This is a genomic window from Stappia sp. (assembly GCF_965276915.1).
GTDB lineage: Bacteria > Pseudomonadota > Alphaproteobacteria > Rhizobiales > Stappiaceae > Stappia.
This window is the reverse complement of record NZ_OZ255709.1, coordinates 1,300,928-1,326,191: the sequence shown is the minus strand read 5'-3', so window position 1 is coordinate 1,326,191 and position 25,264 is coordinate 1,300,928. Positions and strand designations below refer to the sequence as shown.

At 67.2% G+C, this 25,264-nt stretch carries 16 protein-coding genes; 12 read left to right on the top strand and 4 right to left on the bottom strand.

The annotated features are described in order from the left end of the window. Positions 1 to 43 precede the first annotated feature (43 nt). The 4 genes from hutU (at position 44) to ACQY46_RS06200 (ending at position 5,061) form a co-directional block, all read left to right on the top strand. The gene (gene hutU / locus ACQY46_RS06215; RefSeq protein ID WP_428699401.1) at positions 44 to 1,717 is read left to right on the top strand and encodes a urocanate hydratase; all 1,674 of its coding nucleotides are present in this window, start codon (positions 44 to 46) and stop codon (positions 1,715 to 1,717) included. Positions 1,718 to 1,797: 80 nt separating this feature from the next. After that, entirely contained in the window at positions 1,798 to 2,895 is a 1,098-nt protein-coding gene (locus ACQY46_RS06210) for a TRAP transporter substrate-binding protein (RefSeq protein ID WP_428699400.1), read from the top strand. 91 nt (positions 2,896 to 2,986) lie between these two features. After that, positions 2,987 to 3,511, top strand: coding sequence for a TRAP transporter small permease subunit (locus tag ACQY46_RS06205; RefSeq protein WP_428699399.1), 525 nt, complete (start codon positions 2,987 to 2,989; stop codon positions 3,509 to 3,511). Beyond that, complete coding sequence (locus ACQY46_RS06200) at positions 3,511 to 5,061, top strand: TRAP transporter large permease (RefSeq protein ID WP_428699398.1); 1,551 nt, start codon at positions 3,511 to 3,513, stop codon at positions 5,059 to 5,061. Before ACQY46_RS06205 ends, ACQY46_RS06200 begins: the two co-directional genes overlap by 1 nt. A gap of 31 nt (positions 5,062 to 5,092) precedes the next feature. Here ACQY46_RS06200 and ACQY46_RS06195 read toward each other — a convergent pair whose 3' ends face one another. Next, positions 5,093 to 5,584, bottom strand: a complete 492-nt coding sequence (locus tag ACQY46_RS06195) for an ureidoglycolate lyase (RefSeq protein ID WP_428699397.1) — start codon at positions 5,582 to 5,584, stop codon at positions 5,093 to 5,095. A 538-nt stretch (positions 5,585 to 6,122) separates the two neighbouring features. Between ACQY46_RS06195 and ACQY46_RS06190 the strand changes: the two genes are divergently transcribed. The 6 genes from ACQY46_RS06190 to ACQY46_RS06165 all read left to right on the top strand — a co-directional run bounded on the left by ACQY46_RS06190 (position 6,123) and on the right by ACQY46_RS06165 (position 21,333). Next, complete coding sequence (locus ACQY46_RS06190; RefSeq protein ID WP_428699396.1) at positions 6,123 to 17,300, top strand: beta strand repeat-containing protein; 11,178 nt, start codon at positions 6,123 to 6,125, stop codon at positions 17,298 to 17,300. A 453-nt stretch (positions 17,301 to 17,753) separates the two neighbouring features. Then, on the top strand, positions 17,754 to 18,269 hold the full coding sequence (locus ACQY46_RS06185) for a phage tail protein (protein ID WP_428699395.1): 516 nt from the start codon (positions 17,754 to 17,756) through the stop codon (positions 18,267 to 18,269). 45 nt (positions 18,270 to 18,314) lie between these two features. Continuing rightward, positions 18,315 to 18,833, top strand: coding sequence for a phage tail protein (locus ACQY46_RS06180; protein WP_428699394.1), 519 nt, complete (start codon positions 18,315 to 18,317; stop codon positions 18,831 to 18,833). 13 nt (positions 18,834 to 18,846) lie between these two features. Further along, positions 18,847 to 19,371: a phage tail protein gene (locus tag ACQY46_RS06175; protein ID WP_428699393.1), complete on the top strand. Its 525-nt coding sequence runs from the start codon at positions 18,847 to 18,849 to the stop codon at positions 19,369 to 19,371. Positions 19,372 to 19,477: 106 nt separating this feature from the next. Continuing rightward, complete coding sequence (locus tag ACQY46_RS06170; RefSeq protein WP_428699392.1) at positions 19,478 to 20,770, top strand: hypothetical protein; 1,293 nt, start codon at positions 19,478 to 19,480, stop codon at positions 20,768 to 20,770. A 5-nt stretch (positions 20,771 to 20,775) separates the two neighbouring features. Continuing rightward, on the top strand, positions 20,776 to 21,333 hold the full coding sequence (locus ACQY46_RS06165; protein ID WP_428699391.1) for an N-acetyltransferase family protein: 558 nt from the start codon (positions 20,776 to 20,778) through the stop codon (positions 21,331 to 21,333). A 263-nt stretch (positions 21,334 to 21,596) separates the two neighbouring features. Here ACQY46_RS06165 and ACQY46_RS06160 read toward each other — a convergent pair whose 3' ends face one another. After that, positions 21,597 to 21,899: a DUF6916 family protein gene (locus tag ACQY46_RS06160; protein ID WP_428699390.1), complete on the bottom strand. Its 303-nt coding sequence runs from the start codon at positions 21,897 to 21,899 to the stop codon at positions 21,597 to 21,599. After that, entirely contained in the window at positions 21,896 to 22,369 is a 474-nt protein-coding gene (locus ACQY46_RS06155) for a hypothetical protein (RefSeq protein WP_428699389.1), read from the bottom strand. The genes ACQY46_RS06160 and ACQY46_RS06155 overlap by 4 nt, the downstream gene beginning before the upstream one ends. A 207-nt stretch (positions 22,370 to 22,576) precedes the next feature. Between ACQY46_RS06155 and ACQY46_RS06150 the strand changes: the two genes are divergently transcribed. Then, complete coding sequence (locus tag ACQY46_RS06150; protein WP_428699388.1) at positions 22,577 to 23,350, top strand: SapC family protein; 774 nt, start codon at positions 22,577 to 22,579, stop codon at positions 23,348 to 23,350. Positions 23,351 to 23,437: 87 nt separating this feature from the next. On the opposite strand, the gene ACQY46_RS06145 is transcribed toward ACQY46_RS06150, so the two are convergent. Beyond that, positions 23,438 to 23,992 carry an invasion associated locus B family protein gene (locus tag ACQY46_RS06145; RefSeq protein ID WP_428699387.1) on the bottom strand — a complete coding sequence of 185 codons (555 nt, stop codon included), beginning with the start codon at positions 23,990 to 23,992 and terminating at the stop codon, positions 23,438 to 23,440. A gap of 151 nt (positions 23,993 to 24,143) precedes the next feature. On the opposite strand from ACQY46_RS06145, the gene ACQY46_RS06140 reads away from it, so the two are divergent. Then, positions 24,144 to 25,196, top strand: coding sequence for a LacI family DNA-binding transcriptional regulator (locus tag ACQY46_RS06140; protein WP_428699386.1), 1,053 nt, complete (start codon positions 24,144 to 24,146; stop codon positions 25,194 to 25,196). Positions 25,197 to 25,264: the final 68 nt, after the last annotated feature.

Sequence of the window (25,264 nt, the reverse complement as noted above, 5' to 3'; positions counted from 1 at the left end):
TCCCGGCAATCACCCTGTTTTCGACAATCTTCGGGAGTTCCACATGACCAATCCCCGCCACAACAGCCGCACCGTGCGGGCCGCCACCGGCACCGGGATCACCGCCAAGTCCTGGCTGACCGAGGCTCCCTTGCGGATGCTGATGAACAATCTGGATCCGGACGTCGCCGAAAAGCCGCACGAGCTCGTCGTCTATGGCGGCATCGGCCGGGCGGCGCGCACCTGGGACGATTTCGACCGCATCGTCGCCACCTTGCGCGATCTGGAGGCGGACGAGACGCTGGTCGTCCAGTCGGGCAAGCCGGTCGGCGTCTTCCGCACCCACAAGGATGCGCCGCGGGTGCTGATCGCCAATTCGAACCTCGTCCCGCATTGGGCCAACTGGGACCATTTCAACACGCTCGATAAGGCCGGGCTGATGATGTACGGCCAGATGACCGCCGGCTCGTGGATCTATATCGGCAGCCAGGGCATCGTGCAGGGCACCTACGAAACCTTCGTCGAGGCCGGCCGGCAGCACTATGACGGCTCGCTCAAGGGCAAGTGGATCCTCACCGGCGGCCTCGGCGGCATGGGCGGCGCCCAGCCGCTCGCCGCGGTGATGGCCGGCGCCTGCTGCCTTGCGGTCGAGTGCAATCCGGACTCCATCGATTTCCGCCTGCGCACCCGCTATGTCGACGAGAAAGCGGAGACGCTCGACGAGGCGCTGGAGATGATCGAGCGCTGGACGAAGGCCGGCGAGGCCAAGTCCGTCGGCCTGCTCGGCAATGCCGCCGACATCTTCCCCGAACTGGTGCGGCGCGGGGTGAAGCCGGACATCGTCACCGACCAGACCTCGGCCCATGACCCGATCAACGGCTACCTGCCGAAGGGCTGGACCATGGCGGAGTGGGACGCCAAGCGCGAGAGCGATCCGAAGGCGGTGGAAAAGGCGGCGCGCGCCTCCATGCGCGAGCATGTGGCCGCCATGGTCGACTTCTGGAACATGGGCGTCCCGACGCTCGACTACGGCAACAACATCCGCCAGGTGGCGCTCGAGGAGGGGCTGGAAAACGCCTTCGCCTTCCCCGGTTTCGTGCCCGCCTATATCCGCCCGCTCTTTTGCCGCGGCGTCGGCCCGTTCCGCTGGGCGGCCCTTTCCGGCGATCCGGAGGACATCTACAAGACCGACGCCAAGGTGCGGGAGCTGCTGCCCGACAACACCAACCTGCATCGCTGGCTCGACATGGCGCGCGATCGCATCGCCTTTCAAGGGTTGCCGGCACGCATCTGCTGGGTGGGCCTGGGCGACCGCCACCGGCTCGGCCTCGCCTTCAACGAGATGGTCAGGAACGGCGAGTTGAAGGCACCGGTGGTGATCGGCCGCGATCATCTCGATTCCGGCTCCGTCGCCTCGCCGAACCGCGAGACGGAAGCGATGAAGGACGGGTCGGACGCGGTCTCCGACTGGCCGCTGCTCAACGCGCTGCTCAACTGCGCCTCCGGCGCCACCTGGGTCAGCCTGCATCATGGCGGCGGCGTCGGCATGGGCTTTTCCCAGCATTCGGGCATGGTGATCTGCTGCGACGGCAGCGAGGACGCCGACCGCCGCATCGAGCGGGTGCTGTGGAACGACCCGGCGACCGGCGTGATGCGTCACGCCGATGCCGGCTACGACATCGCGCTCGATTGCGCGAAGGAACACGGCCTGCGGCTGCCCGCGATCCTCGGTAACTGAGGACGGGCGGCCAAGGGCCGTTGCGGGGCGTGTCGCCCCATGGAAGACGTGAACGAAGACCAACCAGAGGATCGTGCACCATGAAAAGACGTGATTTCCTGAAGACCGCCGGTGTCGGCGCCGTTGCCACCGCCGCCGCCTCCACCCTTGCCGCCCCGGCCATCGCCCAGGACGTCAGGCGCTGGAAGATGGTCACCGCCTGGCCGAAGAACCTTCCCGGCCCGGGCGTCGCCGCCCAGATGCTGGCCGACCGCATCACCGCGCTGTCGGGCGGGCGCATCGAGGTGCAGCTCTTCGCCGCCGGCGAGCTGGTGCCGGGCAACGGCGTCTTCGATGCCGTCTCCGAAGGCACCGCCGAGCTCTACCACGCGGTTCCCGCCTATTGGGGCTCCAAGTCCAAGGGCATCCTCTTGTTCGGGTCGCAGCCCTTCGGCCTGCGCGCCGACGAGCAGTTCGGCTGGCTCGCCCATGGCGGCGGACAGGCGCTCTATGACGAGATGTACGGCCGCTTCGGCCTGAAGCCGTTCCTGTGCGGCAACTCGGGTCCGCAATGGGCCGGCTGGTTCCGCAACGACATCAACTCCGTCGACGACCTGAAGGGCCTGCGCTTCCGCACCACCGGGCTTGCCTCGGAGATGTGCGCCAAGCTCGGCATGGCCGTGCAGGCGATGGGCGGACGCGACATGTTCCAGGCGCTGCAGTCGGGCGCGCTCGACGCGGGCGAGTTCATCGGCCCCTGGTCGGATTCGGCCCTCGGCTTCTACCAGGTCGCCAAGAACTACTACTGGCCCGGCGTCGGCGAGCCCTCCTCGGCCGAGGAATGCTCGGTCAACAAGGCCGCCTACGACGCCCTGCCGGAAGACCTCCAGCAGGCCGTCAGCGTCGCCTGCTCGAGCCTCTACAACCCGGTGTGGACCGAGTACACGACCAAGCACGCGCTGGCGCTGGAAAAGCTGGTCGCCGAGCAGGGCGTGCAGGTCAAGAAGCTGCCCGACGAGGTGATCGTCGCCATGGGCAATGCCGCCGGCGAGGTTATCGGCGAGTTGCGCGAGAACGACGACGAGCTGGTGCGCCGCATCACCGAGAGCTTCCTTGCCTACCGCACCTCGGTATCGGCCTACATGACCTATGCGGATAACGGGCAGATGAATGCCCGCGCCATGGACTACAAGTACTAACAAGGTCATTGTTCACGAGGGACCGCGGACCGCCAACACGGCCCGCGGTCTCCCCGCCCCCGGTTCACGCCCCCGACCAAGAGGACCGCCCGTGCTCGACCGCCTCGCCGACAGGCTCGACCTCCTCAACCGCGCCGTCGGCGCCACGGTGCGCTGGCTGGCGCTCTTCATGGTGCTGCTGCAATTCGCCGTCGTCGTGCTGCGCTATGTCTACGGCATCAGCTTCATTTTCCTGAACGAGGGCGTGCTCTACATGCATGCCGCCCTGTTCATGCTCGGCGCCGGCTACACGCTGCTCGTCGACGGGCATGTGCGGGTCGACATCTTCTACGCCAAGGCCGCAAGGCGCGGGCGGGCCACCATCGATGCGGGCGGCGCGATCCTCTTCCTGCTGCCGTCGATGGCCATCCTCGCCTGGTGGTCCTGGCCGTCGGTCAGAAACGCCTGGGCTGTCATGGAAGGGGCGATCTCGGTGGGCGGCATTCCCGCCTCCTTCCTGCTGAAGTCGCTGATCCCCGCCTTCTGCCTGCTGCTCGCCATCCAGGGCCTCGCCTGCCTGTTGCGCGACCTCGCGCGCCTCGCCGCGCCCTCCCCCAATGACGGGACGCCCGCCTGATGCTGCCGCTCGACCTCCTGATGTTCGCCGCCCTGATCGCGGCGATCCTGATCGGCTATCCGGTCTCCTTCACGCTGGCCGGCATCGCCACGCTCTTCGCCTTCCTCGGCTGGGCGACCGGCCAGTTCGACATGAGCCTGCTCGGCGCGCTCGCGCAGCGCGTCTTCGGGCTGATGACCAATGACGTGCTGATCGCCATCCCGCTCTTCGTCTTCATGGGCGTGGTGCTCGAGAAAAGCCGCATCGCGGAGGACCTGCTGGAGACCGCCGGGCGCCTGTTCGGCACGCTGCGCGGCGGGCTCGGCATCTCCGTCGTGCTGGTCGGGGCGCTGCTGGCCGCATCGACCGGCATCGTCGGCGCGACAGTGGTCGCGATGGGCCTGATCGCGCTGCCGACCATGCTGAGGAACGGCTACGACCCGAAGCTTGCCTCCGGCATCGTCTGCACCTCGGGCACGCTCGGCCAGATCATCCCGCCCTCGACGCTCCTGATCATCCTCTCCGACGTGATGTCGAACGCCTACCAGCAGGCGCAATACGAGCAGGGCAAGTTCACCATCGAGACCATCTCGGTCGGCCAGATCTTCGCCGCAGCGCTCCTGCCCGGCCTGATGCTGGTGGCGATCTACATCGTCTACCTGCTGGTCAAGGCCTGGCTGCAGCCCGCCTCGGCGCCGGCGATGGAACAGCTCGACGAGCGTCCCTCGCGCACCCAGGTGGCGCGCGCCATCCTGCCGCCGGTCCTGCTGATCGTGGCGGTGCTCGGTTCGATCCTCGGCGGCATCGCGACGCCCGGCGAGGCGGCCTCGGTCGGCGCCGTCGGCGCGCTCCTGATGGCCAGCGCCCGGCAGTCCGCCGGCACGCCGCGCCTCGTCATCGCCGGCGCGATCAGCCTTGGCCTGCTCGCCGTGCTGATCGGCGTGCATCCGGTGCGCCTGCAGCGCGACGATGCCGGTCTCGCCGACTGGCTCGTCGGCGGCCTCGCGACGCTGCTCGTCGCGGTGGCGGGCGCCGCGATCTGCCAGGCGCTGGTCCGCACCTTCCGCGCCGATGTCCTCAAGCCGGTGATGAATTCGACCCTGTCGGTCACCGCGATGATCTTCGCCACGATCCTGACGGCCAGCGTCTTCTCGCTCGTCTTCCGCGGGCTTGGCGGCGACCACCGGGTGGAGGAGTTCCTCGCCAACATGCCGGGCGGCCCGGACGGCGCGCTGCTCTTCGTCATGGCGCTGGTCTTCGTGCTCGGCTTCTTCCTCGATTTCGTCGAGATCTCGGTGATCCTGCTGCCGCTGGTCGCGCCCGTGCTGATCCTGATGGGCCACGACCCGGTCTGGCTGTCGGTGCTGATCGCGGTCAACCTGCAGACGTCGTTCCTGACGCCGCCCTTCGGCTTCTCGCTGTTCTACCTGCGCGGCGCCGCGCCGCCGGAGGTGACGACAGGCCAGATCTATCGCGGCGTCATTCCCTTCATTCTGCTGCAGATCGCCGGCATCGCGCTGATCTGGCTGCTGCCGCCGGTCGCGACCTTCCTGCCGAAGCTGGTGTTCTGACGCCCGGCATCGCGCGGGTGCGGGACGGCGATCAGACGGGCGCCAGCACCGCCGCCTCGCCATCGGGGAAGAACACCTCCTCCAGGTTGTCGCCCGGCCCGACCCGGTCGGCGACGAGGAAGTCCTGCAAGGGCTGCAGCACCAGCAGCGGGTGATGCCAGACGCCGCGCGCGATCTGCACGCCCTGGTCGCCGCGCGCCAGGAAGCAGCGGCAGGCGGCGGCGTTCGGGGCCTCGGCCACCACCACCAGCCAGGGGTGCCGTTCCATCGGCACGAAGGCCTGGCTGGCCAGCGGATGCCGCTCGAGCATGCGGATCGTCACCGGGCTCGGCCACGGCGTGCCGCGAAACACCGAGAGGGCGATCTCGCCGCCTTCGCCGGGATCGGTGGCGGCAAGCGCATGGAAACGCCGGGTGCGCCCCTCGTTGATCAGATAACTGGCCTCGAACCGGGTCTCGATGACCGTGCCGAAGGGAGCGAAGGCCCCGGCGGTCAGCGGCTCCGGTGTCAGGATCTGGCTCAAGCGTCTCTCCCTGCCTGTCTGGCGTGAACGTGTCTGGCGCGACCGTATCTGGTGTGAACGTGTCTGGCGCGACCGTTCCCTGGGGAACACCCCTTCGCGCATGCCTCTTCCATGTGCCCGGCGCCTCCCGCCTTGCCGTGGCCTGCCATCCTAGCCCGCCTGTTGCCTGAATGCGACGGGTGAGCCGGCGCCGGACATCGGCTTTTCCGGACCGGGAAGCGGAATCACATCAGATGCTTGGCTGCACCAGGCCCGCCCCGTCGGTGCGGCCAGGCACCGACGGGGCGGGCCGGCCGCACTGCAACCTCTCGATGTGTAGCCCTTGTGCAACACCCCTTAACAAAACACTGCAAATCGCCGCCCCAAACGAGTGCGTGCGATTGCATACACGCGGGCGGTGGTTAAACGTGAGGCGCGGCCAGCGTCAGCGCCGGGCTGCCATTGATTACGTTCTTTCGAATTTTTGCACACACCTTGGGAGGGTGTCATTTCCTACTCGTATCCTCATAGGCGCTTCCTCTCGGGAGCCGGACGGGAATTGCTGTCCTCCTCGTGTGCCGCCGCCCTGCTGGCCGGCACGGGATCCGCCGCCCTTGCCCAGGAGCCCGCTCCGCTTTGGGGCGCCTGGGGTGAACTCGGCGCCCAGGCCGGATCCCAGAACGCCGCCTTTCTCGAAGGGTTCATGCCGCTCGCCCAGGACGGCAACAGCATAGTCTTCCTCGACCTGCGCCTCGATTACGGCGAGAACAGCAAGGGCTCGGCCTCCGTCGGTCTCGGCTTCCGCGAAATCGTCGGCCCCGACCTGATTCTCGGTGCCAATGCCTTTGTCGACCTGGTGCGGACCGACAACGGCAACCAGTTCCTCGGCATGACGCTCGGCGTCGAGGCCTTCACCTCGATCTTCGACATCCGCCTCAACGGCCATATTCCGCTTGGCGGCGTCAGCAAGCTGTCGAGCACGACGACGTCCACCGGCGTGACCATCGTCAACAACCAGCTCGTCGAGCAGAGCAGCCTGACCGAGCGCTCGGAAGCCCTTCTCTACGGCCTGACCGGCGAAATCGGCGCGATGTTCGATTCGCCCTTCTCCGAGGACCAGCGGCTGCGCACCTATGTCGGCGGCTATGTCTACGACCGTGGCGGCCACGCCATGGAGACCGGCGCCCGGCTTGGCCTCGAATACCAGATCGACGGCGCGCTCGGTCTCGCCGGATCGCGACTGACGCTGGGCGCGGAACTCGTCTACGACAAGGAAGACGAGCTCGACGCGATCGCCTCCGCCCGGTTCCGCGTGCCGCTCTTCGCCGGCCGGACCGAGGACGGCGCGGACACGGCCTCACGCCTGTCGCCGATCCAGGAACGCATGTCGGAAGGCATCCGCCGCGACAAGGGCATCCGCTCGAGCGCGCGCGCCCGCACCTCGCCGCAGACCGCGACGCCCGTCATCAACCCGACCACCGGCCGCGTCTATGGCGGCGTCTACTACGCCAATGCCGCAGGCGGCGGCGTCGGCTCGTTTGCCGATCCCACGAGCCTTGCCACCGCGGTCGCCAATGCCGGCACGGACGGCATCGTCGTCGTGCTGGGCGCCGGCGGCACGGTCACCACGTCCGGCGTCACGCTGCAATCCGGGCAGATCCTCACCGGCGGCGGCGAGAGCGTCGGCGTCCAGCTCGCCAGCGGCGCGACGACGACCTTCCTGCTGTCGGGCACCAACGGCACCATCGACGGCGACCCCGGCGTCACCACGGTGACGCTGGCCGACGGCGTCACCATCCGCGACCTGACGCTGCTTGGCGGCACCACCGTCGTCGGCGGCAACAATGTCACCGGCGTCACGCTGCAGGACCTGTCGATCCAGGACGCGACCGACGGCGTGCGCATCACCGGCGCCACCGGCACGACGCTCACCAACCTGTCGTTCAGCGGCATCACCGGCACCTCGATCTTCCTCAACAACGAGGCGGCGACGCTGTCGGGCATCACCATCGACGGCGGCACCACCGGCATCTCGATCGCCAACAACACCGGCACGACCAGCCTGTCGGCGATCAACATCTCCAATGTCAGCGGCGACGCGCTCGCCTTCGCCAACAACACCGGCATCATCAACGTCGCCGACCTGACCGCCACCAATATCGGCGATGACGGCGTCGTCATCACCGGCGGCGGCACCTTCGGCTTCACCGGCACGACCGCGATCAACGGCCTGGGCGCCGGCGCGACCAGCGACGGCTTCGACCTGACCGGCACCACCGGCGCGACGATCACCACCGGCGACACGGACATCACCGGCCTTGGCGGCGGCACCGGCCTCAATCTCGCCGGCGGCGACGCCACGGTGACGATGTCGAGCCTCGACGTCACCGGCACCGGCGTCGCGGGCTCGCGCGGCATCGACCTGTCCGGCACGCAGAACGGCCGCGCGGTGACCATCACCAATGGCGGCAACATCTCCAACGTCGCCACCGGCGTCGTGCTGGGCACCAACGGGGCGGCCGGAACGGCGGCGAGCGCGGCCTTCACCTTCGGCGGCGGCATGATCGCCGGCAACGTGTTCGCGCTCGACGGCATCGGCGTGATCTCCGGCAGCGGCACCTACGGCTTCGGCACGACCAATTTCACCGGCGCCTTCAATTTCGACGTGAGCAGCACGCAGAATTTCTACGTGGCGGCCACGGCGACCGGAACCGGCGACGGCTCCTCGACGGCGAACCGCGCCTCGATCGCGACCGCCATCGCTGCTGCCGGCGGGCTTGGCACCGTCAACTTCGTGCTGATCAACGACGGCACGGCGATCGACACGAACGGTCTCAGCTTCGCGCTGGCCAACGGCCAGAGCGTCGACACGTTCGGCAATGGGCGCACCTTCGCCGAGGCGGGCTTCGTCATCCCGGTCAACATCACCGGCGACAACCTGCCGACCGGCAGCGTCACCGTCACCGACCCGACGGGCCTGGGCGCCGCGACGCTGACCAATTCCTCCGGCGCGGTGGCGACGCTGACGCTCGCCAACGGCAATGCCGTCAGCAACATCACCATCGGCAGCTCGGCCGGCAGCGCGATTTCCGGCACCGGCATCGCCGGCGTGATGATTTCCGGCGTCACCTCGACCAGCACCGTGGCGCTGACCAACACCACCGGCGCGGTGACGCTGACCAATCTCGACATTTCCAACGGGTCGGGCACCGGCCTGACGCTCGCCGACGTGTCGGGCAGCGTCACCGGCACCAATGTCGACATTGCCGGCGTCAACACGCTCGCCGTCACCGGCGGCAACGGGACGATCTCCTTCGACGCGACCAGCTCGCTCACCAACACCTCCGGCGCCGCGGTCTCCGTTACCGGCCGCATCGGCGGCAGCTTCAGCCACTTCGGCGCCATCTCCTCGAACGGGGCGGGTGCGACCGGCATCACCGTTTCCGGAGCGACCGGGGCGAGCAACGTCACCTTCGGCGGCCAGGTGTCGCTCGGCACGACGACCGCGCTCGGCGGCATCGGCGTCAACATCGACAATGGCGGCCAGACCTCGACCGTCGCCTTCGACGGCGGTCTTGACGTCGCCACCACGGGCTTCACCGGCCTGCGCGCTGTCAATGGCGGCACGCTGCGGATCGCCGACACGGCCAGCGAGACGGTCACGGCGACGGCGGCGGCCGCGCTCGAGCTGAACGGGATCAACACCGACGTCACCTTCGACCAGGTCAACGCCACCAACTCGAACATCGCATCGGTGTCGCTGCAGAACCTCGACGGGTCCTTCACGGTCAATGGCGGCACGCTGGCGACCGTCGCCAGCGGCAGCTCCTTCAACAGCTTCAACGTTGTCCAGAACGACGGCACGGCGACGCGCGCGCTTACCCTCGCCATCGACGGGCTGACGATCACCCACGACGCCTCCGGCGCCAGCAGCACACCCAGCGAGCACGGCATCGCCGTGACCACGAACGGCGACGACAGCGCCGTCGTGGCGATCTCCAACTCGACCTTCCGGACCGAGGATTCCGCCGTCCGGGTGATCGCCAGCAACAGCCTCGTAACGGTCACGAATTTCGCCAACAACACGCTGCTCGGCGACGCCACCTCCTTCGATCCGGGGCTGTTCAACAACGGCGTCAACTTCCAGGGCGTCACCTTCGACGCCGACCTCGCCACGGCCGGCATCCAGACCGTCAACGGCGGCACCTTCACCGCCGGCACGCCGGGCCAATCCGTCCTGAACGGCATCTTCTTCGGCGATTCGCTCAACAACAATTCCGGCCGCATCGACTTCAGCAACTACACGGTCAACGCGGTCCGCACAGGCCTGTCTCTCAACGGCGGCAATCCGGGCCTGACGGTGGGCATCGCCGACGGCAGCATCACCGCCGAGAGCGTCCGTCTCGGCACCGGCGCCAGCGCGACCAACGGCGACATCACGCTCTCCAGCCTGACGCTGAGCGGCGGCCTCTCGGCCAACCAGTTCGCCGGTTCCTTCGCCGTCACCGGTGCGACCACCATCAATGCGCCGGAGACTTTCACGGATTTCGGCGGCGGCTTCTACCAGCGCATCGCCACAACCGCCGTCTCGGTGGCGAATTCCTCCGGCAGCTTCAACTTCAACACCCTTGACATCACCTCGGTGGCCGCTGCCAACCACACAAGCGGCGGCGCGACGGTCGGCATCGATCTCAACGGCAACAGCGGCACCTTCACCGTTTCCGGCACGACGACGATCACCGACACGGTCGAGGACGCGATCCGCATCACCGGCACGAGCGGCGCGATCTCCTTCGGCCAGACGGTGATCGTCAATCCGCACGCCACACCGATCGTTTCCGGCACCTTCATCGCAGGCGCCGGCACACCGGAAGCGCACAGCGCCGGCATCGACATTTCCGGCACGATCACCGGGGCGATCTCCTTCGCCGATCTCGACATCACGCTGAACTCCGCCAATTCCACCGGCATCGAACTGACCGGGGCGACGCTCAATGCCGCCGTCACCGCCGGCGATTTCGACCTGACGGGCAACAGCTCGGCCGGCACCATCGGCGTCGACCTGCGCGGCGTTCTCGGCGGCGGCACGGTGCAACTTGGCGATGCCACGGCCGGCGGCGCGGACGCCACCATCGCCGGTGTCGACACCGGCGTCTTCCTCGACAACACCAGCAATGCCAACTTCATCTTCGGCGACGGCGAGGGCGCCAGCGACACCGGGTCGTCGATCTCCGCGACGACGGCGATCAACGCGGCCAGCGCGCCGACGCTCGGCACCTACAATTTCCAGGATGTCGCGTTTGTCGGCAGCCCGGGCGCGGGCTTCGGGCTCGGCACGATCTACTATGTGGATTCCGACGGCGCGACCGGCGGCGGCGACGGGTCCGGATCAGATGCCTCCAATCCGATGACGCTGGCCGCGGCGGAACTCGCCGCCGGTGCCGGCGACATCATCGTGCTGATCAACAACGGCAATGTCATCTCGACGGCCGGCACCAACGCCAACGACACGCTGAACCTTGCCGACGGCCTGCAGCTGCTTGGCTTTGGCGACGGCGCCGGCGGCAGCCAGGCGATCACGGTCAATCTGACGGTTCCGCCGACGATCCTGCTGTCGGCGGCCGGCGTCACCATCGCCGACCCGACCAGCGGCGGCGCCGCCACGCTGACCACCACGGCCGGCAATGACGTGATCACGCTGGGCGCCAGCGGCAACCGCATCTCCGGCCTGACGCTGGAAGGCAACGGCACCGCAGGACGCGGCATCAACGACAACGGCACCGGCGCCACCGGCACGGTGATCGAGACGTCCACGATCCGCAACTTCGCCACGCGCGGCATCGAGATCACGCCGTCGACCAACACGACGATCAACGGCGTCACCTTCTCCGGCAATGCCGGCGACGTGCTGTTGAACGCCTCCAACTCCACCCTGCGCAACATCACCTCGACGGGCGCAACCGGAACCTCGATCACGCTCACCGACGTGTCCGGCACGACGACGCTGGAAAACATCTCGATCACCGGCGCCGGCCAGAACGGGCTGAGCTTCGCCACCAACGCCACCGGTCCCGCCGGCACGATCAACGCCACCAATGTCGACATTTCCGGCAGCGGCGCCGTCGCCCTGCTGATCGATGGCGGCAATGCCGCCTACAATTTCGACGCGACAAGCTCGATCAATGTCACGACCGGCATGGCCGTCAACCTGATGAACCTCGCCGGCGGCAGCCTCACCCATGCGGGAACGGTCACCGCCAATGGCGCCGGCGCCAGCGGCATCTCCTCCTTCGGCGCGACAGGGGCGCATTCCGTCACCTTCAGCGGCGCGGTCGATCTCGGCGCGACGACGGCGATGGGCGGCTCCGGCCTCTTCATCGACAACAACAGCCAGGCGGGGACGTACAGCTTCGCCAATCTCGACATCAACGTCGAAAGCGCCTTCGGCGTGGTCTTCCAGCAGGGTGGCTCGCTCGGCATCACCACCGGCACGGTCGCCGCCAACGCCGGTCAGGGCATCAATCTTTCCAACACGGCGATCGCCGCCGGCGGCATCAACCTGACCTCGCTGTCCAACACCAACGTGGCGGGCGCGACCGGCATCGGACTGAACAACCTCACCGGCGGCGCCTTCACCGTCTCCGGCACGACCACGGTTTCGGGCACCACCGGTTCGGCCGTGTCGCTCGCCAATGTTGCCTCGAATGTCAGTCTCGGCACGGTCAACATCTCCGTTACCAGCGGCGACGGGCTGCTTCTCAACGGCAATTCCGGCACGCTGACCACCGGCGACATGACCATCGCCATGGGCACCGGCGGCAATGGCATCCGCGCCACCAACGCCAATGGCACGATGACGTTCGGCAACGTCGACATCACCGGCCTTGGCGCGGGCACCGGCGTCAACCTGTCGGGCGGCACGTTCGACGGCGCGATCACCTTCGCCACGCTCGACATCACCGGCACCAGCCAGACCGGCTCCACCGGCATCGACCTGACCGGCTACGACAACACGCAGAACGTGGTGACGACCGGCTCCGGCACGATCCAGGGCGTCCAGATCGGCGTCAACCTGACCAATGCCAACATCGCCAATGGCGTGCGCTTCCAGTATGGCGACGGGTCCGCCCCGGTCGCCAGCACGATCGACACCTCGGGCATCGCCGGCAATTTCGCCATCGTCACCACCGGCGCAACCGGCACCGGCGAGTACGATTTCGAGGATGTGGGCTTTGCCACCAGCAACGTGTCGAACCTGCAGGGCGTCAGCTATTTCGTCGTCGACACGGCCGGGACACCCGGCGCGGGCACCTTCGACAGCCCGGGCACGGCCGCCCAGGCGGAGGCCTCCGGCGCCAGCGTCATTGTCCTGATCGACAGCACCGTCGACGCCGTCCAGGACACGATCGACCTCGTCGCGCAGGGCGACGGCACTCTCAACCTGGCAGCGGGCCAGGCGCTGATCGGCATGGCCAATGGCGACACGATCGACGCCTCGACCCTGGGTATTTCGGCCGGCGGCGCGCCGGCCAGCGTGCAGCTCACCGGCTTCTCCTCAAGCAGCACCATCACTGCGACCAGCGGCATCACCACGATCGATGACGAGGTGCCGATCCTGACCACCTCGGGCGCCAACAACACGGTGGTGCTGGCCGGCACGGCGACGATCCAGAACGTCTCGATCACCAATACCGGCACCGGCAACGGCGTTTCGGCGAGTTTCGGCGCGGCCTCGAACGCCATCATCCGCTCCAGCACGATCGGCGGCGGCACCGGCGCCCTCGCCATCAGCCTCGCGAGCACGTCGGGCGCCTCGACGGCGGCCTTCTCCGACCTGACGCTGACCAGCGGCCTGCGTCTCAACGGTTCGGGCGGCGGCTCGCTTGCCGGCACGATGACCGGCACCAACACGATCGACGGGGCGAGCGGCACCGGCCTGCAGCTCACCAACGCGTCGGGCACGTTCGGCAACATCACCTTCGGCGCCACATCCGCCATCGGCGGCGCGGGCATCCAGGTCGTCAATTCGGATGGCACATCCCGAACCGTCGCGCTCTCCGGCATCACGATGGGATCGGGCGGCAACGGCGACACGGGCGATGTCGCCGGGATCGGCGTAGACATCGATTCCTCCGGAACGGGCGTGCTGACCGTCAACCTGACCGGCACCAACACGATCCGCTCGACCGGTCAGGCGTTGACCGCCAACGAGACCGGGGCGGGGACCGCCAACAACCTGCTGCTGTCGCTCGACACCACGACGTTCGAGAGCACGGCCGCGGGCGTGCCGAGCGTCGCGATCACCGGCCAGAACGTCACGACGACGACCAGCAGCGTCGGCATCCGCTCATTCTCGGGCAACACGGTGATCGGCAACGGCACCGGCGGCGGCATTCTCTTCTCCGGTGTCGATTTCGACGGCAACGGCGCGGGAGCAGCCGTCGCGGGCGGCACGCTCAATGTCGGCCAGGGCACGGGCAACCGGGTCCAGGGCGACGGCCTGTCCCTGATCGACACGACCGGCGAGCTCGGCTTCACCACGCTCAACATCTTCAACAATGGCGGCACCGGCCTTGAGGTCGACACCAAGACCAATGGCAACAACACCGTCTTCACGCTGAACGGCGGCGGCTCGGGCACGGTCGACACGACGGGCGGGGCAGCGCTCTTCCTCGATCCGCTGACGATGAACCTCACCTTCGGCACGGTCAGCTCGACCGGCTCCGCCGGGTCCGGCGTCTTCGTCGACGGCGGCAACGCGACGGCGGCGGGCAACAACGCCCTGACCATCGGCACGCTGAACGTCACCGGCTCGACCAATGCCGGTCTCAGGATCACCAATTCGACCGGCACGTTCTCGCTCGGCGCGACCACGATCAACAATGCGGGCTCGGCCGGCGGCGGCGTCGACATCGATCTCGGCGCCGGCGACACGGCCACGGTCAGCTTCACCGGTGCCCTCGACATCGACACCAATGCGGCGACCGGCTTCGACGCAAACGGCACGGCCGGAACACTGCTGACGCTGAATGTCGCAAGCGCCGGAACGCAGTCGATCAACACGGCGACCGGTCGCGGCATCATCATGAACACGGTCGCGGTCGGCGCGAGCGGCGTCTTCTTCGACAATGCGACCGCCTCCGGCACCTCGAGCGGCAATTTCGTCGACCTGCAGAACGTCTCCGGCGGGGCCTTCCGCGTCGCCGGCACCTCGGCCGCCGGCGTCACCGGCACCGGTATCCGGGTCAACAACTCGTCCGCCGCCTTCACCTTCAACTCGATCACGCTCGGCCAAAGCAGCACGCCGGGTCCGATGACCTACGGCATCGATCTCGACGGAAATTCCGGTTCGTTCACCACGACGGCGTCGAACATCATCTACTACGCCCAGACGGCAGGTATCCGGATCACCAATGCCCAGGCTTCCTTCGTCGCCGATTTCCAGGGTCAGATGGAAGTCTCCAACCGCGACAACGTTGCCTATACGGCAGGCGGCGACGGCCTGGTGCTGCTGAACAACAACGCGGCCTCCCAGACCACCTTCTCCAGGTTCGTCCATACGGACTTCCAGAGGAACACCGGAGGGGGCACCGTCACCGCCAGCGGCCAGGGCATTGATGCGGATAACGGCGGCAGTCTCACCATTCTCGATGGCGCCGTGAGCAGCAACAACGCGCTCGGCGACGGCGTTGCCGCCATCGACATCCGCGGCACCGCGACCAACATCACGCTCAGCAGCGTGGCCCTGGACAATGACGACAGCGGCGAAAGCGGCGGCGGCATCTATCTTGAGAACAACACCGGCAGCTTCACCATCCAGTCGGCCAGTGCTTTTTCGACGCGCAACACGACAGCAATCTTCGCCAACAATGCCGGCACCGTGTCGCTCGGCACCGTTTCGGCGATCAATATCATTTCCTTCGGCGCCAGCACCGGCGCGATCGACATCACCAACACAGCGCTGAACCTCACCCTTGGCACCGTCAGCGCCCCGACCAGCGCGGGCCAGGGCATCCGCCTCAACAATGTCTCCGGCACGGTGACGACCGGCAACCTCAACCTGTCCAACACGGGCGGCACGGGCGCGACGATCGACATCTCCAACCTGCAGGCCGGCACCAGCGTGACCTTCGCCGGCACGAGCGCGACCGTCAACGGCGGCACCAACACCGCCGTCAGCCTGACCAACAACACCGGCTCGACCATCGCCTTCACCAATGGCGGGCTCGATATCGACACCACGTCGGGCGCCGGCTACGTCGCAACCGGCGGCGGCACGGTAACGGTCACGGGCACCGGCAACTCGGTGACGACGACGACGGGCCGGGCGGTGCAGATCGACGGCACGTCAATCGGTGGCGCCGGCGTCACCTTCCAGTCGATCTCGAGCAATGGCGCGAGCAACGCCATCAACCTGCGCAACACCGGCTCATCCGGCTTCTTCCTGATCACCGGCACGGGCTCGACCGACGGTTCCGGCGGCCTGATCCAGAACATCGGCGGCGCCGACATGCCGGACGAGACGCCGACGGCCAGCGGCCAGGGCACGGCGATCTATCTGGAGAACGTCACCAACTTCCGCGCCGACAACCTGCAGGTGCAGAACACCTCGAACTTCGGCCTGCGCGGCTTCGGCGTGAACGGCATCACGATGACCAATGTCGACTTCACCGGCGTCCACGGCAACAATGCCGGCGCCGACGAGGGCGTCTTCTACGTCAACAACCTGACCGGCACGGCGACCTTCACCGGCGGCACCTATCTCGGCGGCATCGAGGATTCGGTCCATATCGACAATGACGGCACAACCGGCACGCTGACGCTTGCCATGTCCGGCATGGCGATCACCACGGGCGACGGCAGCAACGCGGCGATCGGCAACAACGGCATCACCATCCAGGCGAGCGCCGGCAACGTCAACGGCACGATCAGCGGCAACAACTTTGTCGCCGCCGTCTCCTCGCACCTGCAGCTGGTCTCCTCCGGCACCGCCAATTACGGGCTGACGATCGACAACAACACCTTCACCCGGCATTCCGGCATCGCCGGAAACGGCGGCATCGGCATCCTTGCCGGCACGCAGAGCTCGGGCCTGTTCAACGTCACCATCTCGAACAACAACATGGCGACGCTCGGCTCGCTCAACAACGCCATCGATGTCGGCAGCGTCAACGGAGCGGGCAACTTCGCCGGCACGGTCGACATGACGATTTCCGGCAACACGATCGGCACGAACGGCGTCAACGGATCGGGCACCGCCTTCTCGGCCATCAACGTCGACGGCGACGGCGACGGCTCGTCGATCTACCGCATCACCGGCAACCAGATCTTCGATCACAACGAACGCGGCATCTGGGTCCGGGCGGGCGAAGGCGCCGGTTCCAGCCACCAGATGAGCGTCCTCATCGACAACAACCTTGTGCAGGACACCGTCACGGGCTTCGAGTTCGACGGCATCATCGTCGATTCCGGCGTGAGCAGCGGTCCGACGCCGACGATCTGCGCCACCGTCACCAACAACACGGTGACCGGCACCCATTATGCGGGCCACGGCATCCGGGTGCGGGCACGCAACAATGGCAGCCTGCAGATCGCCAACGGCACCGGCGGCGCCGCGACCGAGGTCGCCGTCGAGACGCATCTGGCCGGCGCGGCCAACAACACGGTCGCCCAGACCATCGACGCCGCGCTGTCGGGCACCGGCACGCTCTCCTTCGTTGCCGCTTGCCCGAACTAGTCACCTGAATCTGAAGTTCGCTTCACTCGCGACAGTCTCTGAACGAACTTCAGATTCAAGAAGGTGACTAGCAAGTTTCTGTTTCTAGTGTGGTTCTTGGATTTGACGTCCGTTTCGGAGCTTGCTGCAACCAATGAAGCGAACTTCAAATCCACCACACTAGGGGCATCGCCAAGGGGCGACACCGGATCCGACCAGGAACGCCCGCCACGCGCGGGCGTTTTTGCACCGCCACTGGACACGACGCCTGCCGGGGCGCAGGCAACCGGATGCCGGCACGCCCGGCTCCGCTTGTTGGCGCCTACGTGAAACAGCTGGGTTTCACAACCCTTGATCGATATTTTCACGGATAGCGCGAGGCGCTGGTTAGCTCTTTCAATCGCTAATAATCTCGTGCATGATACCGCCGGTTGCCGGAACGTTGATTACACTTTTTTGAAAGTTGGAGGATTCATGTCGGAGCCGTTTCTTGCCGAAGTCCGCATGGTGGGGTTCAATTTCGCCCCGCGCGGCTGGGGGTTCTGCGACGGGCAGATCCTTCCGATCAACCAGAACCAGTCGCTCTATTCGCTGCTCGGCACAACCTATGGCGGTGACGGACGCACCACCTTCGCCCTGCCGGACCTGCGCGGCCGCACCCCGATCCATGTCGGCACTTCCAATGGCGGCGCGCACCACGGCGAAGGCCAGAAGAGCGGCGAGGAAACCCACACGCTCGCCGTCAACGAGATGCCGCAGCACAGGCACCTCGTCGAGGCGGACTCGGCCAGCGGCACGACGCGCTCGCCGGCCGGACATGTTCTCGGCGGCTTTCCCGCAGGCTTCGCCGACTTCTCCAGCACCTCGGTGACGCTGCGGGCCGGCACGCTGACCAATGTCGGCGGCAGCCAGGCGCATGACAACATGCAACCCTACCTCGCCGTCAATTTCTGCATCGCGCTGCAGGGTCTCTTCCCCTCGCGCAACTGACGCGTTCCTTTCCCGATATTCCTGAAGGCTGGGAGGGCCTTATCCATGTCCGAACCCTTTGTCGGCGAGATCCGCATGTTCGCGGGCAATTTCGCCCCGCGCGGCTGGGCCTTCTGCGACGGCCAGCTTCTGGCGGTCAGCCAGAACGACGCACTCTTTTCCCTGCTCGGCACCATCTATGGCGGTGACGGACGCACCACATTCGGCCTGCCCGACATGCGCGGCCGCCTGCCGATCCATGCCGGCCACGGACCGGGCCTCAGCGAGCGGCGGCTCGGCGCCAAAAGCGGCGAGGAAAAGGTGACGCTTACCGTCAACCAGATGCCCAGCCACGGCCATCCCGCGCGCGCCGACACCAATATCGGCACCGAAGCCACCCCGGCCGGCAATGTCACCGCGACATCCACGGCGGTCGACATCTATTTCGACGGAACCGCGGACAGCAATCTGCGCGCCGAAGCCGTCACCCATGCCGGCGGCAGCCAGTCGCACACCAACCTGATGCCGTTCCTGTGCGTGCATTTCATCATCGCGCTGTTCGGCATCTATCCGAGCCGGCACTGAAGGAGGCGATCCCATGTCCGAACCGTTCATTGCCGAGATCCGCATCTTCGCCGGCAATTTCGCGCCCCGCAGCTGGGCCTTCTGCAACGGCCAGCTTCTGCCCGTGTCGCAGAACACGGCCCTGTTCTCGCTGATCGGAACCACCTATGGCGGCGACGGGCGCTCGACCACCGCGCTGCCCAACCTGGAAGGCCGGGCGCCGATGCATCCGGGCCGCGGCCCGGGTCTGACGTTGCGGCGGCTCGGCGAGCGTGGCGGCGTCGAGACGGTCACCCTGACCGAGGCGCAGATGCCCAATCACACCCATACGCTGCGGGCCGTTGGCTCGGATCCCGGCGACATCACCACGCCGACTTCCAACACCTCGTTGGCCTTTTCCAGCGGCGGCAACGCCTATTCGCTCAACCAGCCCAACAGCACCATGGCCGAGCAGATGCTGCCGACCACCGGCGGCTCGCAGGCGCACAACAACATGCAGCCCTATCTGACCATCAATTTCATCATCGCGCTGCAGGGCCTCTACCCCTCGCGCAGCTAGTGTCCAAAGACCGAAGTTCGCCGCGTCCCGAAGCGCAACCGTGACGAACTTCGGGTCCGCCACACTGGCTTTCGACCTTCTTTCGAACCAATTGCGGGAGTGCCACATGACCGAGGCAGCCAGGACCGAAATCGAACTGGAGGAAGGCGCCTTCCTTCCCGAGCCCCTCGCCGATGACGAGGCCCGCGAGGTTCCGTTCTTCGAGAACTCGCGCCTCATGGTCATCGGCATCGAGACCGATGCCGGCAATCCGCTCGTGTGGAAGGCCCAGGTCGCGCCGAACGGCCCCTGGTCCGAAAAATGGGTGACGGTGACACCCGACGCCTACAGCGCGCCGCTCGCCTCCGGCACCACCGCCGACGGCCGTGTCGCCATCGTCGCGATCAGGAGCGGCCAGCCCTCCATCGACTATATCGACGAGGCGGGTGACGGCTCGGGTCCGGAGCAAAGCTGGAACGCGCCGGTCTCGCTCGGCCTGCCGCCTGGCGTCACCCAGCTTCACCAGCTGCGCCTTATCGCCGATGCCGAGGGCCGCGTCTCGGTCTTCGCGCTGGCGACAAGCGGCGATCTCTGGTGGATCCGGCAGAACCCGGACCGCATCGTCGAGCAGACGATCAAGGTCGTGCCGCCGGGCGCCAGCGAGCCGATCACCATCACCGTGCCGGTGGAGCAGCCGCCCGAGCATGTCTGGGGCACCTGGCAGCAGCTCGCCGGCCAGTCCGTCGCGCTCATCGAGGTCGCGGCCAATGTCGACGGCCGCATCCTCATCGCCGGTGTCGGCAGCGACCCGAACGACCGCCATCTCTATGTCAACCAGCAGACGGTGGCGCAGACCCTGACACCGCAGCAATGGACCGGCTGGACACAGATCGACACCGCCGCGAGCGGCCCGGCGAACAGCCTGCCCTGTCCGGTGCTCGACAAGGAAAGCGCCCTCAACATCTTCATGGTCGGGGCGAATTCCGACGTGGTACAGATCCGCCAGAGCCCGCCGGGATCGCTGACATGGTCGCAATGGATCCGCCCGGGCATGGTCGGCACCACGCTCGTCAACCTTGCCGCCGACTTCGACGCCGATGGTAATATCATGCTGGTCGCCGAGGACGAGAACCATGGCCTGTACGCCAACCAGCAGGTCGATGCGCTGTTCCAGCAGTGGCGCGGCTGGCAGAAGATCGGCATTTCCCCGGGCTTCGGCTATGCGGTGATGGACTACAGTGCCGACGGACGCCTGTTCTATTTCCAGCAGACGGCCACCAACGGCGTTGCCTGCCTGCCCGAGGCCGGACCTGAATCCACCTCCTGGGAGGCGGGCTGGACACTGCTTGCCACAAGCGGCTTCCAGTCGGGCTACACGGTGGTGCGCGACCTGACGCCGCCGCAGGAAACCCCGGCCTGAACGAGATGCCGGACCCCGGGCACACGATACTGGCGGCCGCGAGGGATGCGCGGCCGCTTCCCGTTCTGCCGCGTGCCGCCGCGCGCGGCCTCGCCTTTCGGCGAATGAACGAGGACGACCTTCCCTTCCTCGGCAGCCTCTACGCCTCGACGCGGACGGAGGAGCTTGCGCCCCTGCCCTGGAGCGCGGAGGAAAAGCGCGCCTTTCTCGAGCAGCAATTTCGCGCCCAGCATGCCCATTACATGCAGCACTATCCCGATGCAGACTGGCTGGTGGTCGAACGGGAGGGCGCGCCTGTCGGCCGGCTCTACCTGGAGCGCTGGCCGTCGGAAATCCGCATCATCGACATCGCCCTGATGCCGGGCGCGCGCGGGACCGGCCTCGGCCGGGCGATGCTGGAGGATGTGCAGGCGCTCGCCGCGCGCGACGGCCTGGGCGTCGGCATCCATGTCGAACACAACAACCCGGCCATGCGCCTCTATCTCCGCCTCGGCTTCTCCAGGCGCGAGGACAAGGGCGTCTATCACCTGATGCACTGGGACGGCCAGAATCGGACAGTCTGAATCGGACGGCCTGAATTCGGAGGCTTGAAACGGACGGCCAGAATCGGGCGGGCTGAACCGGGACGGCGCGGCTGCGGCCTGGCGCAGGCCGGGCCCGTGCGAGACCTGCCGTGCCGTATTACTACGCCGGCTTATCTTGTCCCGGACGGCCACAGGCGAACCCGCCCGGCAGCCGGCGTGGCGTGGCGTGGCGTGGCGTGGCGGATTTGAAGCTTGCTCCACAGGTTGCGGCAAGCTCCAAAACGAACTTCAAGTTCAGGTGACTAGTTGAAAACCGCCTCGTAGAGCATGCCGTCCCTGTCGGGTCCGAGCGGCACCAGAAAGATCTCCGCCTCGCCGTGTCCCTCGACGACGATATGGTGGATCGCCTGCTCGACAACCGGCTCGCGCGGCCCGCGAAACACCACCGAAAACGCGCCGCCCGGCCGTTCCGGCCCGCTGACGGCGGTCACCTCGGTGATGGCCAGGTCCATGCTTTCACCGCCGGCCGTCAGCCGTACCGGCTTGTCCTTGCAGGCCTCGAAGTCGGCCATCGTCGCCGTCGCAAGGTCGCTCTGTCCGCTCATTCCCTGTCTTCCTTCCTGTCCGTGGTGACTGTGGCCGGCGAAGCTCCCGCTCGCGTCGCGCCGGCCGCCGCCGGGCGATGCAAGACCCTGGGCACCGGGAACTGGCCGAAGCCGAGATCGATCGACCGTCCCCGCCGCCCTGTCGGGCGCGTGTCCGCCGGAGCAGGCTCCAGGACGGCCCCGCTGCGAACCCCTTCCAGGGTCCTCTCGACCATCGCCGAGAAGCCGCCCTGGTGGAGCGCCGCCAGCATCGCCAGCGTGTCGGCCGCGGCCTCGCCGAAGAACCAGGCGCAATCGGAAAAACGGCAGCCGGTCAGCACCGGCAGCGTGCCGCCATCGTAATGCAGGTGACAGCGCTCGAAGCTGCAGTCGCGAAAGGCCCCGCCGTCGAGCAGGATCTCCTCGCCGGCGAAACTGATGCCCGCATGCGCGCCGGCGACCCGCTGCGTTCCGGAAACGGCCTTGGCCATCTCGTCTCCCCGTTTCCTCGTCCGTCCGTTTCATCATGCGCCGTGCCCGCACAAACCAGGCGCCGCGCCGCGCAACCGGCGGTATGCACATTCATCTGCCCGGCCACCCTAGGCAACCCGTCGCTGGAATTGTACAAAAAAGTCGCGTGGCCTGAGGCCCTGCCCGATTTCCGCATATTCATTCAACCGCCCGAAGGACGGATCACCATGACCAAGACCGAGGCCGAGGCCGACAGCACCGCTCCGCGCGCCGCGGCAGGCGCCGCCGCCATGCCGCTGTTCTACAAGCGGCCCGAGGCGCTGCGGGCCGACAGGCACGGCGCGTTCGGCGTGACGCTTGCCCCGGACTACGGCTTCGCCGCCGGCACCCATGCGGTGCCGGTCAACGCGATCGAGTTCGGCATCGCGGCGCGGCACTATCCGATCGTCTTCGCCGCCGGCACCACGCCGCCGGCAGCCGTCGCCGTGCTTGGCCTGCGACGCGACCGGAACCTGTTCGTCGACGCGGCCGGGGCCTGGGCGGAGGAGATCTACATTCCCTCCTATGTCCGGCGCTATCCCTTCGTGCTCGCCCGCAACGACGATGCCAGCGAGTTCGCACTGTGCGTCGACATGGAGAGCGGCAAGATCGGCCCGGATGGCGAGGTGCCGCTGTTCGAGGGCTCGGAGCCGTCCGAGGCGGTTCGCAAGGCGCTCGACTTCTGCGGCGCCTTCCAGCGCGAGGCGCGCGAGAGCGAGACGGTGCTGGGAAAGCTTGCCGAGCATGACCTGCTCGTCGCCAACGAGGGGCGCTTCACGCTGCCCGGCGGCGAGGTGCTCACCGTCAACGACTTCTGCATCGTCGACGAGGCCCGCTTCTCGGCCCTTTCCGACGAGGCGTTTCTCGACCTGCGCCACTCCGGCGCGCTGCCGGTGATCTACGCGCATCTGTGGTCGATGCGCAACTGGGCCGACCTGACCCGTCGCACGGCCGCCGCCTGAGGCATCCGGAAAAATAAGAAGGCAAGCTTTCCGAAGAAAGCCTGCCTTTGTTCCACGGCACCAGTGCCGATGGCCCTGCCGGGGGCGTCAGCTTCCCAGCTTGGTATAGGCGGCGGTGAAGCCGATCAGCGTCACCGGCACAGCGAGATCCTGCTGCTGCGCCGTCTTGAAGGCGATGATCAGCCGCTGCCCCTTTTTCAGCGAGGCGAGCAGGTCGTCGCTGATCGCCGTTCCCGCATAGGCGCCGTTGGCGTCGCTCGTCTGGATGACCAGCGGCGTCGGCTCGCCCTCGTCGACACGGATCGCCGCGCCGGCCGGCAGGAACACGCCATGCGGCAGCGCCAGCACCAGCGCGTGGTTGGGTGCGCCCTCGCGCGGCTCGACCACGACCGTCAGCAACCGCTGGCCGCTGTCCTTCATGACGATGTTCTGCAGCACCCGGCAGCTTTTCGGTGCCTTTTCGGTCGCCTCGCTGCATTGCAGGACCCAGTTTTCGCCGCTCGGGCTGGCGGTCTGGCCCGCGCCATCGGCCGCCTTGTCCTGGGCAAGAGCGGGCCCTGCCATGGCGAGAGCGGCGGCCAGGATGACGGACCGGGCAAGAGCGCGCAGGCATCCGGTCGCGGAAGGAAAGGTCTGAAACATGATCGGTTTTCCAGGCAAGGTGTGGACGTTTCAATTTGCGCGCGATCCTAAGTGCCGGGCACCCGCAAGGTCAATGGCCGTCCCCCGCCGACGGGTTGCTGCTTGCCAAATGACGTAAGGGACGGCAAGACAGGGGCGGGAGAACAAGAACATGCCCCGGGTCACCTCACTCGACGTCGCGCGCCGTGCCGGCGTCAGCCAGTCCGCCGTCAGCCGCGCCTTCACCGCCGGCGCCAGCGTCTCCGCGGAAACCCGTGCAAAGGTGATGGCGGCGGCCGAGGAACTCGGCTACCGCCCCAACAAGATCGCCCGCTCGCTGATCACCCGGCGCTCCGGCATTGTCGGCATCGTCGCCGCCTATCTCGACAATCCCTACTATCCGGCGATCCTGGAGAAGCTGTCGCGCCGGCTGCAGGCGCGCGGCTACCACGCGATGATGTTCTTCACCGGCCAGTCCAACGATCCGATGGACGACGTGCTGCGCGAACTTCTCGAATACCAGATCGACGGCCTCGTCATGGTATCGGCCGGGCTCAGCTCCGCCTTCGCCGCGCGCTGCAGCGCCGCCGGCATTCCCGTCGTCCTGTTCAACCGCACCCTCGACGACGAGAGCCTGTCGGCGGTGAGCTCCGACAACCGGGCCGGGGGCCGCCAGGTGGCGCGCTTCCTGATGGAGAACGGCCACGAGCGCATCGCCTATCTCGCCGGCTGGCCCGGAAGCTCCACCAACAGGGACCGGCGCCAGGGCTTCATCGAGGAACTGGCCCGCAACGGACGGACCCTGTTTGCCGAGGATGTCGGCAATTACGAGCGGGTGGCGACCTGCGCCGCGATCCGCCGCCTGTTCTCCAGGCCGAGCCGGCCCGACGCCGTGTTCTGCGCCAACGACCACATGGCGGTGGCGGCGCTCGACACGCTGCGCCACGAGCTCGGCATCGACGTGCCGGGCGAAGTGTCCATCGTCGGCTATGACGATGCCCCGATGGCGGACTGGCCCTCCTATGCGCTGACCACCGTCAGCCAGCCGGCGGAGGAAATGGTCGAGGCGGCGGTGCGCATCCTGCTCGCCAATATCGAGGCGAAGGCTCCCGCGCCCGAACGGGTGATCGTCGAAGGAGCCCTCGTCCTGCGCGGCTCGGCAAGAATTTCCGCGTTGCAGCATGGCGAAAACCATCGCATCCAAAGAAACGTTCCTCGCGATTAATTGCGAGAACACATGGTGCAACCGGTTTTTAACCGCTGCGTCCTAAGCTCCCGCAAACAAAGGGGACA

Excerpts from the sequence above, each read along its gene's own strand:
- hutU (WP_428699401.1), top strand. The coding sequence starts at position 44 with ATGACCAATCCCCGCCACAACAGCCGCACCGTGCGGGCCGCCACCGGC.
- ACQY46_RS06210 (WP_428699400.1), top strand. The coding sequence starts at position 1,798 with ATGAAAAGACGTGATTTCCTGAAGACCGCCGGTGTCGGCGCCGTTGCC.
- ACQY46_RS06200 (WP_428699398.1), top strand. The coding sequence starts at position 3,511 with ATGCTGCCGCTCGACCTCCTGATGTTCGCCGCCCTGATCGCGGCGATC.
- ACQY46_RS06185 (WP_428699395.1), top strand. The coding sequence starts at position 17,754 with ATGTCGGAGCCGTTTCTTGCCGAAGTCCGCATGGTGGGGTTCAATTTC.
- ACQY46_RS06180 (WP_428699394.1), top strand. The coding sequence starts at position 18,315 with ATGTCCGAACCCTTTGTCGGCGAGATCCGCATGTTCGCGGGCAATTTC.
- ACQY46_RS06175 (WP_428699393.1), top strand. The coding sequence starts at position 18,847 with ATGTCCGAACCGTTCATTGCCGAGATCCGCATCTTCGCCGGCAATTTC.
- ACQY46_RS06170 (WP_428699392.1), top strand. The coding sequence starts at position 19,478 with ATGACCGAGGCAGCCAGGACCGAAATCGAACTGGAGGAAGGCGCCTTC.
- ACQY46_RS06165 (WP_428699391.1), top strand. The coding sequence starts at position 20,776 with ATGCCGGACCCCGGGCACACGATACTGGCGGCCGCGAGGGATGCGCGG.
- ACQY46_RS06160 (WP_428699390.1), bottom strand. The coding sequence starts at position 21,899 with ATGAGCGGACAGAGCGACCTTGCGACGGCGACGATGGCCGACTTCGAG.
- ACQY46_RS06155 (WP_428699389.1), bottom strand. The coding sequence starts at position 22,369 with ATGGCCAAGGCCGTTTCCGGAACGCAGCGGGTCGCCGGCGCGCATGCG.
- ACQY46_RS06150 (WP_428699388.1), top strand. The coding sequence starts at position 22,577 with ATGACCAAGACCGAGGCCGAGGCCGACAGCACCGCTCCGCGCGCCGCG.
- ACQY46_RS06145 (WP_428699387.1), bottom strand. The coding sequence starts at position 23,992 with ATGTTTCAGACCTTTCCTTCCGCGACCGGATGCCTGCGCGCTCTTGCC.
- ACQY46_RS06140 (WP_428699386.1), top strand. The coding sequence starts at position 24,144 with ATGCCCCGGGTCACCTCACTCGACGTCGCGCGCCGTGCCGGCGTCAGC.